Origin of the sequence: Nonomuraea turcica (genome assembly GCF_030718205.1) — a bacterium.
Classification (GTDB): Bacteria; Actinomycetota; Actinomycetes; order Streptosporangiales; family Streptosporangiaceae; genus Nonomuraea.
Map to the genome: position 1 here is coordinate 245,362 of NZ_JAUZQF010000010.1, position 15,690 is coordinate 261,051.

20 protein-coding genes are annotated in these 15,690 nt (G+C 70.5%); 12 read left to right on the forward strand and 8 right to left on the reverse strand.

The genetic code is table 11. From position 1 onward, the window contains the following. Positions 1-4 precede the first annotated feature (4 nt). The 4 genes from ggt (at position 5) to Q9G87_RS26490 (ending at position 4,359) form a co-directional block, all read left to right on the forward strand. Positions 5-1,735: a gamma-glutamyltransferase gene (gene ggt / locus Q9G87_RS26475; protein WP_305919171.1), complete on the forward strand. Its 1,731-nt coding sequence runs from the start codon at positions 5-7 to the stop codon at positions 1,733-1,735. Between the two features lie 89 nt (positions 1,736-1,824). Further along, positions 1,825-2,025, forward strand: a complete 201-nt coding sequence (locus Q9G87_RS26480; RefSeq protein WP_305919172.1) for a hypothetical protein — start codon at positions 1,825-1,827, stop codon at positions 2,023-2,025. A 44-nt stretch (positions 2,026-2,069) separates the two neighbouring features. Further along, positions 2,070-2,921, forward strand: coding sequence for an urease accessory protein UreH domain-containing protein (locus Q9G87_RS26485; protein ID WP_305919320.1), 852 nt, complete (start codon positions 2,070-2,072; stop codon positions 2,919-2,921). Between the two features lie 52 nt (positions 2,922-2,973). Beyond that, entirely contained in the window at positions 2,974-4,359 is a 1,386-nt protein-coding gene (locus Q9G87_RS26490; protein WP_305919173.1) for a tetratricopeptide repeat protein, read from the forward strand. Here Q9G87_RS26490 and Q9G87_RS26495 read toward each other — a convergent pair. Then, complete coding sequence (locus Q9G87_RS26495; protein ID WP_305919174.1) at positions 4,356-4,724, reverse strand: VOC family protein; 369 nt, start codon at positions 4,722-4,724, stop codon at positions 4,356-4,358. The two genes, Q9G87_RS26490 and Q9G87_RS26495, sit on opposite strands and share 4 nt — an antisense overlap. 60 nt (positions 4,725-4,784) lie before the next feature. Here Q9G87_RS26495 and Q9G87_RS26500 point away from each other — a divergent pair, with 60 nt between their 5' ends. Together Q9G87_RS26500 and Q9G87_RS26505 are read left to right on the forward strand one after the other, a co-directional pair. Continuing rightward, positions 4,785-5,102, forward strand: coding sequence for a PadR family transcriptional regulator (locus Q9G87_RS26500; protein ID WP_305919175.1), 318 nt, complete (start codon positions 4,785-4,787; stop codon positions 5,100-5,102). Further along, positions 5,099-5,548: a VOC family protein gene (locus Q9G87_RS26505; protein ID WP_305919176.1), complete on the forward strand. Its 450-nt coding sequence runs from the start codon at positions 5,099-5,101 to the stop codon at positions 5,546-5,548. Before Q9G87_RS26500 ends, Q9G87_RS26505 begins: the two co-directional genes overlap by 4 nt. Here Q9G87_RS26505 and ald read toward each other — a convergent pair. Together ald and Q9G87_RS26515 are read right to left on the reverse strand one after the other, a co-directional pair. Beyond that, positions 5,545-6,654, reverse strand: coding sequence for an alanine dehydrogenase (gene ald, locus Q9G87_RS26510; protein ID WP_305919177.1), 1,110 nt, complete (start codon positions 6,652-6,654; stop codon positions 5,545-5,547). The two genes, Q9G87_RS26505 and ald, sit on opposite strands and share 4 nt — an antisense overlap. A 52-nt stretch (positions 6,655-6,706) precedes the next feature. Then, positions 6,707-8,089, reverse strand: coding sequence for an aspartate aminotransferase family protein (locus tag Q9G87_RS26515; protein WP_305919178.1), 1,383 nt, complete (start codon positions 8,087-8,089; stop codon positions 6,707-6,709). A gap of 235 nt (positions 8,090-8,324) precedes the next feature. Between Q9G87_RS26515 and Q9G87_RS26520 the strand changes: the two genes are divergently transcribed. Next, positions 8,325-9,680 carry a M20/M25/M40 family metallo-hydrolase gene (locus tag Q9G87_RS26520; protein WP_305919179.1) on the forward strand — a complete coding sequence of 452 codons (1,356 nt, stop codon included), beginning with the start codon at positions 8,325-8,327 and terminating at the stop codon, positions 9,678-9,680. Between the two features lie 8 nt (positions 9,681-9,688). On the opposite strand, the gene Q9G87_RS26525 is transcribed toward Q9G87_RS26520, so the two are convergent. Next, positions 9,689-10,144: an NUDIX domain-containing protein gene (locus Q9G87_RS26525; protein WP_305919180.1), complete on the reverse strand. Its 456-nt coding sequence runs from the start codon at positions 10,142-10,144 to the stop codon at positions 9,689-9,691. Between the two features lie 40 nt (positions 10,145-10,184). On the opposite strand from Q9G87_RS26525, the gene Q9G87_RS26530 reads away from it, so the two are divergent. Next, a complete protein-coding gene (locus tag Q9G87_RS26530) occupies positions 10,185-10,811 on the forward strand; it encodes a class I SAM-dependent methyltransferase family protein (protein WP_305919181.1) in 627 nt (208 codons plus the stop codon). On the opposite strand, the gene Q9G87_RS26535 is transcribed toward Q9G87_RS26530, so the two are convergent. Continuing rightward, complete coding sequence (locus tag Q9G87_RS26535; protein WP_305919182.1) at positions 10,750-11,328, reverse strand: TetR/AcrR family transcriptional regulator; 579 nt, start codon at positions 11,326-11,328, stop codon at positions 10,750-10,752. The two genes, Q9G87_RS26530 and Q9G87_RS26535, sit on opposite strands and share 62 nt — an antisense overlap. Before the next feature lie 93 nt (positions 11,329-11,421). Between Q9G87_RS26535 and Q9G87_RS26540 the strand changes: the two genes are divergently transcribed. Beyond that, on the forward strand, positions 11,422-11,826 hold the full coding sequence (locus Q9G87_RS26540) for an ester cyclase (protein ID WP_305919183.1): 405 nt from the start codon (positions 11,422-11,424) through the stop codon (positions 11,824-11,826). Here the strand turns inward: Q9G87_RS26540 and Q9G87_RS26545 are convergent. Together Q9G87_RS26545 and Q9G87_RS26550 are read right to left on the reverse strand one after the other, a co-directional pair. Next, complete coding sequence (locus Q9G87_RS26545; protein ID WP_305919184.1) at positions 11,820-12,236, reverse strand: winged helix-turn-helix domain-containing protein; 417 nt, start codon at positions 12,234-12,236, stop codon at positions 11,820-11,822. The genes Q9G87_RS26540 and Q9G87_RS26545 overlap by 7 nt on opposite strands. A gap of 17 nt (positions 12,237-12,253) precedes the next feature. Further along, positions 12,254-12,760, reverse strand: coding sequence for a pyridoxamine 5'-phosphate oxidase family protein (locus Q9G87_RS26550; protein ID WP_305919185.1), 507 nt, complete (start codon positions 12,758-12,760; stop codon positions 12,254-12,256). A gap of 76 nt (positions 12,761-12,836) precedes the next feature. On the opposite strand from Q9G87_RS26550, the gene Q9G87_RS26555 reads away from it, so the two are divergent. After that, positions 12,837-13,475 (forward strand): alpha/beta fold hydrolase, encoded by a 639-nt coding sequence (locus tag Q9G87_RS26555; RefSeq protein WP_305919186.1) that lies wholly within the window; start codon positions 12,837-12,839, stop codon positions 13,473-13,475. On the opposite strand, the gene Q9G87_RS26560 is transcribed toward Q9G87_RS26555, so the two are convergent. Beyond that, the gene (locus Q9G87_RS26560) at positions 13,454-13,984 is read right to left on the reverse strand and encodes a cysteine dioxygenase family protein (RefSeq protein WP_305919187.1); all 531 of its coding nucleotides are present in this window, start codon (positions 13,982-13,984) and stop codon (positions 13,454-13,456) included. The two genes, Q9G87_RS26555 and Q9G87_RS26560, sit on opposite strands and share 22 nt — an antisense overlap. A gap of 110 nt (positions 13,985-14,094) precedes the next feature. On the opposite strand from Q9G87_RS26560, the gene Q9G87_RS26565 reads away from it, so the two are divergent. Both Q9G87_RS26565 and Q9G87_RS26570 read left to right on the forward strand, forming a co-directional pair. Next, positions 14,095-14,970 carry a LysR family transcriptional regulator gene (locus Q9G87_RS26565; protein WP_305919188.1) on the forward strand — a complete coding sequence of 292 codons (876 nt, stop codon included), beginning with the start codon at positions 14,095-14,097 and terminating at the stop codon, positions 14,968-14,970. A 21-nt stretch (positions 14,971-14,991) separates the two neighbouring features. Next, on the forward strand, positions 14,992-15,618 hold the full coding sequence (locus Q9G87_RS26570; RefSeq protein ID WP_305919189.1) for a LysE family translocator: 627 nt from the start codon (positions 14,992-14,994) through the stop codon (positions 15,616-15,618). The last annotated feature ends 72 nt before the right edge of the window (positions 15,619-15,690 follow it).

Here is a 15,690-nt window from a genome sequence, read left to right on the forward strand (position 1 = left end):
GATCATGCGTCGAATGCTCATTCCCGCAGCAGCAGCAGTCCTCATCGCGCTCGTGCCCACGGCTCCCGTGTCGGCCGAGCCCCAGCAGAAGGTCCCGGTCGCCAAGGGGTACGGCGGCGCCGTCTCCACCGTCGACCTGGACGCGAGCAAGGCCGCCATCTCCGTGCTGAGAAAGGGCGGCAACGCCGTGGACGCCGCGGTCGCGGCCGGTGCGGTGCTCGGAGTCACCGAGCCGTACTCGGCCGGGCTGGCCGGCGGCGGTTTCATGGTCTACTACGACGCCAGGCAGCGTAAGGTCTTCACGATCGACGGCCGGGAGACCGCGCCGCAGGCCATGACGTCGACCGCGTTGGAGGGCATCCCGTTCGACCAGGCCGTCACCAGCGGGCTGTCGGCCGGCGTGCCCGGCACGGTCGCGAACTGGGACCTGGCCCTGCGCAGGTTCGGCACGATCTCGCTCAAGCAGGCGCTCCAGCCGGCCATCGAGGTGGCCGCCAAGGGCTTCGTCGTGGACCAGACGTTCTCCGACCAGACGGCCGCCAACGCCGCCCGCTTCAAGGACTTCATCTCCACGGCCTCGTTGTACCTGCCGAACGGCGCCCCGCCGCCCGTCGGCTCGGTCTTCAGGAATCCGGAGCTTGCGGACACCTACCGGGAGCTGGCCAAGCGCGGCCCCGGCTGGTTGTACGGCGGCCGGCTCGGCGAAGAGATCGTGACCACGGTCAAGAACCCGCCGGTCACCCCAGGCAGCACCCGCAACGTGCGGCCCGGCCTGATGGAGCTGGCGGACCTGCGTGCGTACCGCGCCCTCATGCGCGAGCCCACCAAGGTCTCCTATAAGGGCATGGACGTCTACGGCATGGCTCCCCCGTCCTCCGGCGGATCCACCGTCGGCGAGGCGCTCAACATCCTGGAGCCCCTGCCGGAGGTCGGCCTGCACGAGTACCTGGAGGCGTCCAGGCTGGCCTTCGCCGACCGCGGCAAGTACGTCGGCGACATCCCCGGCGTCCCTCTGGAGGAGCTGCTGTCCGACGGCTTCGCCAAGGAGCGGGCGTGCCTGATCGGCGAGCGGGCGATGACGCACCCGGCTGCGCCGGGCAGCCCGGACGGCTCGTACGAGCCCTGCGCCCAGCCCACCGGGAGCGCCACCCCGGTCGCGGACGAGGGCCCCGAGACCACGCACCTCGTGGTGGCCGACCGCTGGGGCAACGTGATCGCCTACAACCTGACCATCGAGTCCACCGGCGGCAACGGCATCGTGGTGCCGGGCCGCGGCGTGCTCCTCAACAATGAGCTGACCGACTTCACGCCCGGCCCGGCCCCCGGCGACCCGAACCTGCCGGGCCCGGGCAAGCGGCCGCGCTCGTCGATGGCGCCCACGCTGGTGTTCGACGACGGCAGGCCAATGCTGGCGGTCGGCTCCCCCGGCGGCTCGACCATCATCACGACCGTGCTGCAGATCCTCCTCAACCGGTACGAGTTCGGCATGAAGCTGCCCGAGGCGCTGGCCGCGCCGCGCGCCACGCAGCGCAACACCGCACAGACGCAGGCCGAGCCGGCGTTCCTGGCCCTGCACCAGAAGGATTTGATGGACCGCGGACACAGCTTCGCCCCCAACCCGGAGATCGGCGCCGCCACGGCGCTGGAGTTCCTCGGCGGGGGCCGCATCCAGGCCGTGGCCGAGCCGGCGAGACGAGGCGGCGGCAGCGCGATGGTGGTGGTGCCGACCCGATAAACCTCACCAAGGTGCAACTACTGTCACTGGCCGCGTCCAGGAGGTCGCGTTACGTTGCGTATACGGCTTCCGAATGAGTGGGGACACGCATGCAGTCCATCGCCAGGTTCTGCGGCCAGTGCAGCTGTGGTTGCCCTGAACTGTTCGTCGACCGGGACGCGCCCGAGGAGCGCCAGGTCATCATCACCGACGACTTCGGGCAGCGCGTGGAGATGAGCCTCGACCAGTTCGGCTCCATCGTGGAGGCGGCCAAGAGCGGGTCCCTGGACAGCCTGGCGCTCGCCCACTGAGCGCCCAGGCGGCCGGCCTGCTGGCCGGCGGGCTCGCTGCGGGACTGGTGGCAGGCACCGCGACCTGCACCGCGACGCAGAGCGGGCTGCTCATGGGCCTGGCCGATCGGCCGCACGGGCGTGGTCCGGCGCTCGTGGGGTGGTTCCTTGCCGGGCGGCTGGCCTCGTACACGTTGGCCGGGGCGCTGCTCGGGCTGCTCGGCTCGGCCATCAGCCCGCCGCCCGCGGCCCGTGCGGCGCTGCTGGTCGCCGCCGGTGTCACGGTGATCGTCTTCGCCGTCAGGCTCATGCGGCGTGGGCACTGCGCGGCGCCGCGCGACGGCCAGGTCTCCCGCTACAAGGCCCCGCTCCTGGGGGCGGCCACCATCCTCGTGCCGTGCGGCGTCACGCTCAGCATGGAGATGATCGCCGTCTCCAGCGGCTCGCCGCTGGCGGGCGCGGCGGCCATGGCGGGTTTCGTGGCCGGCACCGCCCCGGCGTTCGCGCTGCTCGGCTACGTCTTACGGCGGGTCTCTCGCACCAGGCTCGCCAGACTCACCGGGCTCGTGGCGATCGCCGCCGGGCTCTGGACCGTCGGTGCCGGGCTCAACCTGGGCGGCTGGTTGCCCGCGGCCCCGCCCCCGTCCACGCCCCCGGCCGCGGCGCGCCCCGTCTCGACGACCGTCACCGTGTGGGCGACCCGGGACGGCTACCGCCCGGCCATGGTGCCGGCGCCCGCCGGCGTCCCGGTCGAGATCGTCTTCAAGCAGGCCGACCGGGGTTGCACCGGCACGGTCGTGATCGGCGGGCGCGACGTGGCGCTGCCGGCCACCGTACGGCTGCCGCCCCAGCCGCCCGGCACGCTGCGGTACGTCTGCGGGATGGGCATGTACGCGGGCTTCATCAACTTCTCCTAGTGTGTCGGCCATTACGGTTCGCGATCGCGTGATCACGTGCCACCCTGTCGCCATGGCCTGGCAAGGAGAAGTGGCGGCGCCTGCCATACCGGCGCCCCGCGTGGGAGATGAGCCCGAGCTGCTGGCCGCCGCGCGCGCAGGCGACCCGCAGGCCGCGCACCGGCTCGGCAAGCTCTATGCGCAGCATGGCGACCGGGTGGCCGCCAGGCACTGGTGGGAGCGGGCCGCCCTGAGCGGCAACGTCGACAGCGCCTTCAACCTGGGCGTCTGGCACGAGAAACACGGCAGCCTGGACGCGGCGATCACGTGGTACGAGACGGCCGCCGCGACCGGCGACGCCGAGGCCGCGACCAACCTGGCGACGCTTCTGCTGGAGCAGCGCGGCGACGTCGCCGGGGCCAGGAGGTGGTTCGAGAGCGCGGCCCTCGCCGGTTCCCGGGCCGCGGCGCGCAGGCTGGCACTGGTGTGCGAGGACGCGGGCGAGCTCGGCGGGGCCCGCGAGTGGCATCGCCGCGCGGCGATCGACGGCGACCCGGCCTCGGCGCACGACCTCGGCTTCCTGGCCTACGCGGCGGGCGACGACGAGGAGACCGTGCGGTGGTGGGAATACGCCGCCAGGGCCGGCCACGCCGAGTCCGCGTACTGCATGGGCCTCTACCTGAACGCCGGGCGCGACCCCGAGGGCGCCGAGGCGTACTTCCGGCTGGCCGCCAAGAGCGAGCACCCGGGCGCCGCCTCCTGGCTCGGCGGGATCGCGCTGTCCAGGGGCGACCTGCGTACCGCACGGGCCTGGTTCGAGCAGGCCGCGAACGCGGGCCGGGTCGAGGACCAGCGGATGGCCGGGTTCGTGTGCGTGGAGCTGGGCGACTGCGGGGCGGCCAGCCACTGGTTCGGCCGGGCGGCGGCCGGCGGGGACGCCGAGTCGGCCTTCAACTACGGCCTGCTGCTCATCGCCGAGTTCGGTGACCTGGCCGGCGGCCGGCACTGGTTCCGCCAGGCCGCGCTGGCCGGCCACCACGGAGCGGCGCTAGAGCTGGGCGGGCTGTTGTCGGTGGCCGGCGAGCTGGGCGAGGCGCGGGAGTGGCTGTCCGACCCGCCGCCGCCTGCGTGGGCCGGCCCCACGGAGCCCGAGCTGGCCGCGCGGGCCGAGCTGGCCGCGGCAGCCACCGGCCGCAGGGGCGGGGTCCCGCTGGACGTGGCGGCGCTGACCGAGGTCCTGGGCACCTGGGACGTGGTGACCAGGCCGCTGCACGACCATTCGGACGTGGTGGGGTGGCTGGTGCGGCGCAGCGGGGTGCACGTGAGCGCCATCGAGCACCTGGCGTCCGTACGCGGCACGCTGCTGCGTCCCGGCAGCGCGCCGTGGCCGAGCCCCGGCGAGATCCAGCACGTCCTGGCCACGGCCAGGGACCTGCGCAAGCGGCTCGGCGTGCGTTAACGCTGGCCGAGGTGGAACAGGTTGCCGTCCTCGTCCTTGAAGACCGCCGACCAGCCCCAAGGCTCCTGCTTCGGCGCCTGCGTGAACTCCACGCCGCGGGCGGCGAGCTCCTCGTGCGTCTTGACGATGTCGTCGGCCTCGAACAGCACGTAGTTGGGCATGTCCTTGACCATCGCGGGCCACTTGGGGTCGGCCTTGATGATGGCCAGCCTGGTGCCGCCGGCGGGCGGCTCGACCTCGATCCAGCGGTCCTCGCCGTAGGGCATGTCCCTGGTGACCGTGCAGCCCACCTTGCCGCTCCAGAAGTCGAGGGCACGCTGCTGGTCCTCAACGTAGATGGTGACCTGGCTGATGCCGAGCGCCATTGCTCCTCCTCTGATTGTATCCACGTTGGATATAACCATCGCGGTGCTATGGTGTCAATCATGCTCACCGCGGCCGGGTTCCACGTGCTGCTCGCCCTGGCCAGCGGCGCGGGGCACGGCTACGCGGTGATGCGGTTCGTCGAGGAGGTCAGCGGCGGTGCGGTCCGGCTGGGTCCTGGCACGCTCTACCGGACGATCAGCCGCCTGGTGGCCGACGGCCTGGTCGAGGAGTCCGACGTCGCCGACCCCGCGGCGCCGCACGACGCCAGGCGGCGCTATTACAAGCTGACACCGGAGGGCGAGCGGGCCGCGCGAGCCGAGGCCGAGCTGATGGCCCGCGTGGTCGGCGCGGCGCGTGAGGCAGGATTGATCGCATGACATCGCTACGGCCGCAGGGGCTGTGCCCGCACCTGTTCGTGCGCGACGCGCAAGCGGCGATCACTTTCTACCGCGAGGGCCTGGGCGCGGTGGAGGTGTTCCGCAACACGCTGCCGGACGGAACGATCCTCTTCGTGGAGCTGCAGCTCGGGGCCGGGCGGCTGCTGGTGAGCGAGGAGACGCCGGGCCTGGGCGCGCTGGCGCCGCCGACGCTGGGCGGCAGCCCGGTGCTGATCCTGCTGGAGGTGGCGGACCCCGACGCGGTGGCCGAGCAGGCTATTGACGCCGGGGCCGAGGTGGAGCAGCCGGTGCGGGAGGTGTTCTGGGGTGAGCGCTACGGCGTGCTGCGCGACCCCTTCGGCCACCGGTGGGCGGTGACGACGGCCAGGGAGCAGCTGACGCCCGACGAGATCGTGCGGGGCACAACGTACCGCCCAGAGGACTAGACGACCTCGGCGACCGGGGTGAAGGGCAGGCCGAGGGCCTCGGCGACCGGCTGGTTCGTCAGCAGGCCGGCGTGCGTGTTGAGACCGCCAGCGAGGCCGGTGTCGGCCTTGACCGCGTCGCGCCAGCCCTGGTTGGCCAGCTTGACCGCGTACGGGAGGGTCGCGTTGGTCAGGGCGTACGTGGAGGTGTTGGCCACCGAGCCCGGCATGTTGGCCACGCAGTAGAAGACCGACTCGTGCACCTTGTACGTCGGCTCGGCGTGCGTGGTCGGGCGCGAGTCCTCGAAGCAGCCGCCCTGGTCGATGGCGATGTCGACGAGCACCGAGCCCGGCTTCATCCGCGCGACCAGGTCGTTGGAGACCAGCGTCGGGGCCTTCGCGCCGGGGATCAGCACCGCGCCGATGACCAGGTCGGCCTGCAGGACCTCCTGCTCGATCGCGTACCGCGTGGAGACCAGGGTCTTGAGCCGGCCCTGGTAGATGGCGTCGATGTAACGCAGGCGGTCGATGTTGGTGTCGAGGACGGTGACCTCGGCGCCCATGCCGACGGCGATCTGCGCCGCGTTCAGCCCGGAGACCCCGCCGCCGATCACGACCACCTTCGCCGGGGCCACGCCCGGCACGCCGCCCGGCAGGACGCCGCGGCCGCCGTTGAAGCGCATCAGGTTGTACGCCCCCACCTGCGGCGCCAGGCGGCCGGCGACCTCGGACATCGGGGCGAGCAGCGGCAGCGCGTTGCCGACCTGGACGGTCTCGTACGCGATGCCGGTCGTCTTCGCGCTCAGCAGCGCGTCCGTGCAGGCGCGGGAGGCGGCCAGGTGCAGGTAGGTGAACAGCACCAGCCCCTCACGCAGCCGGTGGTACTCCTCGGCGATCGGCTCCTTCACCTTGAGCACCATGTCCGCCTCGCCCCACACGGCGTCGGCGCCGTCGAGGATCTTCGCGCCCGCGGCGAGGTATTCCTCGTCCGTGATGTGCGAGCCCAGGCCCGCGCCCCGCTGAACGAGGACGTCGTGGCCGTTGCGCACCAGTTCGTGAACGCCCGCGGGCGTGGCGGCGACGCGGTACTCATGGTTCTTGACCTCGGCAGGGACGCCGATCTTCATTGGAGTGGTTCCTTTCGGGAACCGGCACACCGTCGTGCCGGATGGAGGGGTATCAGAGCCGGGCCCAAGCCTCGGTCAGCACGCCGCGGAGGACCGAGCCGATCTCCTTGAATTCCTCAGGGCCGGCGACCAGCGGGGGTGCGAGCTGGATGACGGGGTCGCCGCGGTCGTCGGCGCGACAGTAGAGCCCGGCGTCGAAGAGGGCCTTCGACAGGAAGCCGCGCAGGAGCCGCTCCGACTCGTCCGCGGTGAACGTCTCCTTGGTGGCCTTGTCCTTGACCAGCTCGATGCCCCAGAAGTAACCGGCGCCGCGCACGTCGCCGACGATCGGCAGGTCGCTCAGATCATCGAGGGTCTGCTTGAACAGCGGCTCGTTCCTCGTCACGTGCCCGAGCAGGTCCTCGCGCTCGAAGATGTCGAGGTTGGCCAGGGCCACGGCCGCGGACACGGGGTGCCCGCCGAAGGTGTAGCCGTGCGCGAACATTTCGTCGCCGTTCTTGAACGGCTCGAACAGCCGATCGTGCGCGATCATGGCGCCGATGGGCGAATAGCCGCTGGTCATGCCCTTGGCGCAGGTGATGATGTCCGGCACATAGTCGAACTTCTGGCCGCCGAACATGGTGCCCAGCCGGCCAAAGGCGCAGATGACCTCGTCGGAGACCAGCAGCACGTCGTACTCGTCGCAGATCTCGCGCAGGCGCTGCCAGTAGCCGGGGGGCGGCGGGAAGCAGCCGCCGGCGTTCTGCACGGGCTCGGCGAAGACGGCGGCCACCGTGTCGGGGCCCTCCATCTCGATGGCGCGGGCCACGCGGTCGGCGGCCCAGATGCCGTACTCCTCGGGCGTCATGCCCTTGACGCCGGTGATCTCGTCGGCGCGGTAGTGGTTGGTGTTGGGCACGCGGACGGACCCGGGCACGAGGGGCTCGAACATCTGCTTGAACGCCGGGATGCCGGTGATCGACAGTGCGCCCTGCGGGGTGCCGTGGTAGGCGATCTGGCGGCTGATGACCTTGTGCTTGAGCGGCTTGCCGATCAGCTTGTAATACTGCTTGGCCAGCTTCCACGCGGTCTCGACGGCCTCGCCTCCGCCGGTGGTGAAGAAGACGCGGTTCAGTTCGCCGGGAGCGAGGGCGGCCAGGCGCTGGGCCAGCTCGGCGGCCTTGGGGTGGGCGTAGGACCACAGCGGGAAGAACGCGAGCTCCTGGGCCTGCTTGGCGGCGGCCTCGGCCAGCTCATGGCGTCCGTGGCCGACCTGGACCACGAAGAGCCCGGCCAGGCCGTCGAGGTAGCGCTTGCCGTGGATGTCGTAGACGTACGACCCCTCACCGCGCACGATGGTGGGGATCTCGGACTGCTCGTAGGCGCTGTGCCTGGTGAAGTGCAACCACAGGTGGTCTTGCGCGGCCTTCAGGACGTCGTGTTCCGGCTGCGTCATGGCTATCTTCCCTCGTCTCTGAACTCCCCACAGTCTGCATGTTCACCTGCGGTTTGCCAAGCGAATCGGTCGCGCCATTGTGGATGAAAGTCGAGATCCGCAGAACCACTATGTAACAGCAACGAAATCCGCATGTAGATTGACCCGGGGGTCACGCGTGTTCCCACACCCAGGGGTCCTGGTGTGATCCAATGAGAGACAAACTGTCCAGATTTGTTTACCGGGGGACCCGTCCGTGACTCCTGATCATATTGAGAGCGCCGTCGCCGCCTCGATGCCCCAGGCCGTCGAGGAGCTCAAGCGGCTGGCCGCCATCCCCTCCGTGGCCTTCCCCGGGCACCCGCAAGAGCCCGTTCTCGCCGCCGCCGCGGCGACGGAAGAGCTCCTGCGTTCCGTCGGCCTGCCGCACGTCCAGCAGGTGGCCGTCGAGGGCAGCTTCCCGGCGATCTACGGCGAGGCGCCCGCGCCTCCCGGCACGCCGACGGTCCTGCTGTACGCGCACTACGACGTGCAGCCCGCCGGCGACCCGGCCGCCTGGCGCACGCCGCCCTTCGAGCCGACCCTGATCGACGGCCGCCTCTACGGCCGCGGCTGCGCGGACGACAAGTCGGGCATCATTTCCCACGTCACCGCCCTGCGTGTTTTCCAGGGCCGGTTCCCCGTGGGCATCAAGGTCATCATCGAGGGCCAGGAGGAGTACGCGGGCGAGCGTCTGGAGGCGTTCGCCGAGCGCAACCCCGACCTGCTGCGGGCCGACGCCATCGTGGTGGCCGACACCGGCAACCCGCGCGTCGGCGACCCGGCCGTCACCACCTCGCTCCGGGGCATGGCCGCGTTCACCATCGAGGTCCGCACCCTGAGGGAGGCCGTGCACAGCGGCTCCTTCGGCGGCGCCGCTCCTGACGCGCTGGCCGCCCTGATGCGCATGCTGACCGCGCTGCACGACGACAACGGCGACATCCGCGTGCCCGGACTGCCGCGCGGGTCGTTCCTCGGGCAGGGGCCGTCGGAGGAAGAGTTCAGGAAGACGGCAGGCGTTGTGGACGGCGTGTCGCTGGTGGGCTCGGGGTCGTTGGCGGACCGGCTCTGGTCCTCCTACGCGATCACCGTCACCGGCCTGGACGTGCCGACGGTGTCCGGCGCCGTGAACGCCGTGCAGCCGGCTGCACGCGCCCGCGTCACGGTGCGCGTGCCCCCGGCCGGAGACCCGAAGACGACCGTGAACGCGGTGGTGGAGTTCCTGCGCCAGGTGGCCCCGTGGGGTGTGCAGGTGGCGTTCGGCGACTTCACGGTGGGCTCGGGCTTCCAGGCCGACTCGGGCGGCAAGGCCCGTTCGGCCCTGAACCGGGCGATGGAACGCGCCTTCGGCCGGCCGCCGCGCGACGTGGGCGCGGGTGGCTCGATCCCGCTGGTCAACACGCTGCTGCGGCAGTTCCCCGCGGCGGAGATCCTGCTGTTCGGGGCCGAGGACGAGGACGCGGCCATCCACGCGCCGAACGAGCGGGTGGACCTGGAGGAGCTCCGCAAGGTGGCCACGACGGAGGCCCTGTTCCTCCAGGAGCTCAGCCTGCCCTCGGTGCTGGGCATCTGAGTCGGCCGTCAGAGGTGTGAGCAGAACTCGAGAAGCTGCCGGTGGGAGCCCTGTGTTCCCTCCGGCAGCTGATCGGGCCGGCACCACTTCGCTTCAAGGATCTCCAGCGGGTCGAGCTTGAGCGTGCCGCCCGTCAGCACGGCCTCGTAGGCCACCTCCACCCGGAGGGCGAAGCCGCTCTTCAGCCGTATGAGCCGGCCTGCCTTCACGGTGAGTCCGGTCTCCTCGAAGACCTCCCGTTCGACGGTGTGCTCGAACGTCTCCGACCGCTTCGCATACCCGGTGGGGAACCCCCATTGGCGGCCGTCCGGCCAGAGCCGGTGCTTGAGCACCAGCACCTGCCCTTCGTCGTCCCGTACGACCCCCGTGACGCCGACCATGAACGTGGCGTGCTTCAGCCACACCAGTCGCCATTGCAGGCGGCCGCCCAGAGACCGCCACACCCGGGTGAGCAGCCGTAGCACTGTGCCCCCTTCGACTTGATCGTTCCCTAGAGTCTGTCTCATGGACTGGCAGGAATGGCATGACGAATACGATCGCCCGGACTCACGCCTATCCCAGCGGCTGCGGGTCGTCCAGGGCCGTGTCCGGCAGGCGTTGGATGCCGCGGCGCCGGGGCCGGTGAAAGTGATCAGCCTGTGCGCGGGGCAGGGTCGCGACCTTCTCCCCGTGCTGGCGCAGCATCCACGCCGTGGTGACGTGCGAGCGCGTCTTGTGGAGCTGGATCCCGGTAACACCGCGGCCGCGCGATCCGCGGCCGAGGCCGCCGGGCTGGATCAGGTCGACGTGGTGACGGGCGACGCGACGCTCACCGACCAGTATCACGGCATGGCCCCGGCGGACATCGTGATGTTGTGCGGCATCTTCGGCAACATCGCCGATGACGACATCAAGCGCGCCGTTGGATTCTCCCCACAGCTGTGCGCCAGCGGCGGCGCGGTGATCTGGACCCGCAATCGCCGTGCGCCTGACCTGGTTCCGGTGATATGCGCCTGGTTCGAAGAGCTCGGTTTCGAGCGGGAATGGGTGTCGGATCCGGACACAGGCTTCGGCGTGGGCGTTCATCGTTTCACTGGCCGGCCCCGGCCGCTGGCGGTGGGTGAGCAGATGTTCCGCTTCGCCAGTCGATGAGAGTGAGGAGCCGTTCCGCCTGAGCCGCGTCCGCCGCGGTGAGAGCGATGCCCTTGATGAGGGCCAGCAGGTCCCGTACGTCGAGGTCGGCACGAACGGCATGCGTCTGCTTGGCCGCGTCCAGCAGTGCGGAGGCGGTGGTGAGCATGGATTGGTGCCACTCCGCGACCAGGTCAGTGCCCTGGCCGTCGGTGGCGGCCAGGGCCAGGTCGCGTTTGGCGGTGATGTGCGCCATGAACAGGCGGAGCCACTCGTGGAGCGCGTCTGCAGGGGACTCGGCGCCCAGGAGGGTCTGGCCACGTGCGCACAGCCGCGCGACCTCATCGGCGTAGACAGCTACCAGGAGGTCTGATCGGGTCGGGAAATGTCGGTACATGGTGGCGTTGCCGACCCCGGCCCGACGGGCCACCTCGTCGAGAGGAGCGTCGGTGCCGCGCTCGGCGAAGACCTGAGCGGCCGCGGCCAGCAGCAGATCGTGGTTGCGTTGCGCGTCCGCGCGGCGGGGGCGCGTTGCCACATTCGCCTCCTTGCTAATTGGGGAACTCCCCGGTTAGTGTAGCGACATCTCCATAAATGGGGACTTCCCCACTTAGAGAGGCGGATGTTGGTGATGACAGCCGGCGAGGTGCATCGGCGGATCGTCGAGCTCTACCCCGAGATGATCGCGAGCGGCCGCATGGAGGAGGCATTGGCGCTCGTCGATCCCGAGGTGATCGACCATCGGGGCGGCGCGGACGGCGACCACTACGGGATCGACGCGTGGCGGGAGAAGTGGGAGCAGGTGCTCTCCGGAGGGAGCGGGTTCCATGACGTGTCCGTCGTCGTCGAGCAGAACGTCGCGACGGATGATTTGTCGGCGAATGTCTACCTCAGCCGGGGTACGCACACCGCGTCGGGGCGGCGCTACGAGGTGCGGGGAATGGACATGATCCGGGTGCGGGACGAAAGGATCGTCGAGCACTGGGCCATACGGGACGCGGTGGCGATGCGGCACCAACTCCAGGTGGATCAGTGATGCGCGGCGCGGCGGTGGAGCACGCGGAGGCCCGTTTCCACCAGGGCCCAGCCCAGGCGGGTGCGTAAGGCCGCGTTGCGCCAGGCGTCGTCCCACGTCGGCTGGGTGTCGAGATAGCTCTCGTACAGCTCGTGCTGCTGGCGGGCGTGCATGCGACTCACGGCGGAATGGGCGGCGGCTCGCTCCGGGGCGTCGCGGAAGTCCTCGTCCCTGGTGGAGAGGCCGGCGGCGGCCGGCCGCCACCACCGCTCCCGGGCGTCCCCGCTGCCCGCCTGCGCCTCCTCGATGACGCCATGGGCGGCCAGCTTGCGCAAGTGGTAGCTGACCAGGGAGACAGTCTCGTCCACCTGGTCGGCGAGTTGCGAGGCCGTCGCCGTGCCCGCCACAGTGAGGGTGCGGCAGAGCTTCATGCGCGCAACTTTCTTTTCTATCTAGGGAAGCGCCAGCTGGTCTGGCTGTATTCGCCCTTGCCGAAGCCCAGCACCTTGACCGGCCGCACTTCGAACACCAGCGCCTCCCCGCCCTGCGGGTGGGTGAACACGCCGTCCCCCACGTCGAAGTGCCACGCGCTGCCGTACTTCGCCTCCCAGGCGGTGGCGAGGCCCTTGAGCTTGCCGGGGTCGGTGACGCGCTCGGCGGCGCCCTCGACCACCAGGTCGAGCCCTTCGTGCAGGGCGCTGGCGCCGGTCGTGAGCGCGCAGTTGCGGTTGGACTCCAGGTTTCTGGCCTTCTGCTCCTCGGCGCCGGTGCAGAAGTAGATCGCGTCGTCCTGCCAGACGGCCAGCAGCGTGGTGACGTGCGGGCGGCCGTCGGCGCGTACGGTGGTCAGCCAGTACGTCTCCGCCTTTTCCAGCTGGTCGCGGGCCTGCCCCCAGGACGTGGCGGTGGCGTTCGGATCGCTGAAACGGGCATCCAGTTTCGTGGTCGGTTCCATGGCATCTCCTAAGCCGGGCTCCTACGTTTGGATGGACCTACCGGAGCTCAGGAACTCATCGGCGGAAGGTGAAGCGATGGCGACGTTCGCGCTGATTCACGGTGGCGGCGGGTCCGCCTGGGAATGGCATCTGGTGGCGGAGGAACTACGCGGGCGGGGACACCAGGTCGTGGCGGTGGACCTGCCGATCGACGATGAGTCCGCCGGGCTGTGGGACTATGCCGATGCCGTGGTGGACGCCGTCGGGGAGCGGCAGGACCTCGTCGTGGTGGCACATTCGTGGGGCGGGTTCGTCGGCCCGCTCGTCTGCGACCGCCTGGCTGCCGACCTCCTGGTACTGGTCACGGCCATGATCCCGGTGCCGGGCGAACCGCCGAGCGACTGGTGGGGCAACACCGGATTCGGACACAAGGACATCAGCGACCCGATCGGGTTGTTCCTGCACGACGTGCCCAGGGAGCTGGCGGAGGAAGCGGTCAGGAGAGAGCGCGAGCACGTGGGCATGGCGTACGGGGAGCCGTGGCCGCTGGAGGCGTGGCCGGACGTGCCGACCAGGTTCCTGTTGTGCCGCGACGATCGGTTCTTCACGCCTGAATTCATGCGCGGTGTCGTCCGCGACCGGCTCGGCATCACGCCGGACGAGATCGACGGCGGGCACGCCCCCATGCTGGCGCGCCCCAAGGCGCTGGCCGATTACCTCACCGGCAGGTCGTAGACGCGGCGGACGCTGCTGCCGAGCCGGCTCACGTCGGCCCCGTACACGTGGATGGACACCCCCACCTCACCGCTGGTGTTGCGGACCATGTGGATGTCCCCGGGCGGGGCGAACCCGCTGACCTCCCCAGGCCGGTTGTCGTTGCGCCCGATCTCCAGCAGATGGTCGCCCATGTCCCGGTAGAGGGTCTCGTGCTCGATGCCGCTGATGATGCCGAACGTGCACCACGCCACGTGGTCGTGGATCACCGTCTCCTGGCCGGGGCGCCACACCACCGACACGATGGAGAAGTCCTCCTGGGCGTGGAGCGGGCGGGAGACGTACCCGTCGGGCGAGCCTTCGCGCTCCTGCGGCGTGAGAATGTCGAGGCGGGGCAGGCGGTCGCGGAGCAGGTCGGCGACGGTGTACGCGGTGCGGCGTGGCCCGAGCCGCCGGGCCACGATGTCAGAGATGCCGGTCACGAGCGGCTCGAGGCCCGGTCTGGCCAGAGTGGTGGCGCGCATATTCATGGTGTCCCCCTAGGGAATGAGGATAATCATCCTTCCCCTTCTACGGTCCTACGCCGCGACCGATAGGTCCAACAGAAGTCTTATGGGCGAGCCATAGATACGATTGATGAATGCTGGATGTCGTCCGTCTCCGTGTCCTCCTCGCGGTCGCCCGCAAGGGCTCGCTGACCGCGGCCGCCAAGGAGCTGCACTACTCGCAGCCGTCCGTCAGCCACCACCTCGCCCGGCTGGAGGCCGAGACCGGCGCCCGGCTCATCCAGCGCGCGGGCCGCGGCATCAGGCTCACGGACGCGGGCAGGCTGCTCGCCGAACGGGCCGCTGAGATCATCGGCCGGCTCGACGCCACCGCCGAGGAACTGGCCGCGCACGTGGGGCTGCGGTCCGGCCGCGTGCGGCTGGCCGCCTTCCCCTCGGCGCTCGGCACCTTCGTCCCGAAGGCGGCGACGGTGCTGGGCGAGGCGCATCCCGGCCTGCGCCTGCACCTCACCGAGACCGAGCCCCCGGAGGCGCTCAGGCTGCTGCGGGCGGGGCGGGTGGACGTGGCGGTGGTGTTCAGGTACGACGACACCGCGCCCGAGGACAGCGGCATCACCATGATCCATCTCCTCGACGACCCCAGCTACCTGGTGTCCCGCGCGCCCACGGACGGAGAGCTGGCCGGGCACACCGAGGCGTCCTGGATCGCGGGCTGCGACCGGTGCCGCAGCCACCTGCTGGACATCTGCGAGAAGGCGGGGTTCGAGCCGCGGATCTCGTTCACCAGCGACGACATCGTGGCCGTGCAGGCGCTGGTGGCGGCGGGGCTCGGGCTGACGATGCTGCCTGGGTTGGCGTTGCGCGCCCACCGGCATCCCGACGTGGAGGTGGCGGAGGTGCCGGGTTCGACCAGGCACGTGTACGCCGCCGTCTACGGCGACCCGCCCCACCCGCCGGCCACCGGTGCGCTGCTGGAGGCCCTACGGGAGGCGCTGAAAGAAAGGCTTTGACGCCGCTCCTACGATGGCTTCATGCCGGATATTTCGACACTCGCCCTCTTCAGTGTGGTCACGCTCGGTCTGCTCGTGGTGCCCGGGCCGGCGGTCCTGTACATCGTCACCCGGAGCGTCTCCCAAGGCCGCGCGGCAGGCATGATCTCCGTGCTGGGCGTGCACGCGGGCTCGGTCGTGCACGTGGCCGCGGCGGCGCTGGGCATCAGCGCGCTGCTGGCCGCCTCCGCCACGGCGTTCACCGTGGTCAAGTACGTCGGCGTCGCTTACCTGGTCTGGCTCGGCGTACGCAAGCTGGTGCGGCGGTCCGAGGGTGAGCAGGCGATCGAGCTGCGGGTGCAGTCGAAGCAGCGGCTGTTCTGGGAGGGGTTCGTGGTGAACGTGCTCAACCCCAAGACGGCGATCTTCTTCCTGGCGTTCCTGCCGCAGTTCGTCAAGCCGGACGTCGGCCCGGTCGGACCGCAGATGCTGCTGCTCGGGCTGCTGTGGATCGTCCTCGGCATGGCCTCCGACGGCACGTACGCGATGCTCGCCTCGGCGCTCGCCGATAGGGTACGCCGCTCGGCCCGCGCACGGCGGCGGCTCGATGTGGGCAGCGGGCTCGTGTACCTCGGGCTGGCGGCCTGGCTCACCACCGAGAAGGCGTGACAAGCCAGGAAATTTCTCGCCCATAGTGCGATAGTGAGATCAAACGCTGATCGAGGGGACGGCACGTCCGGA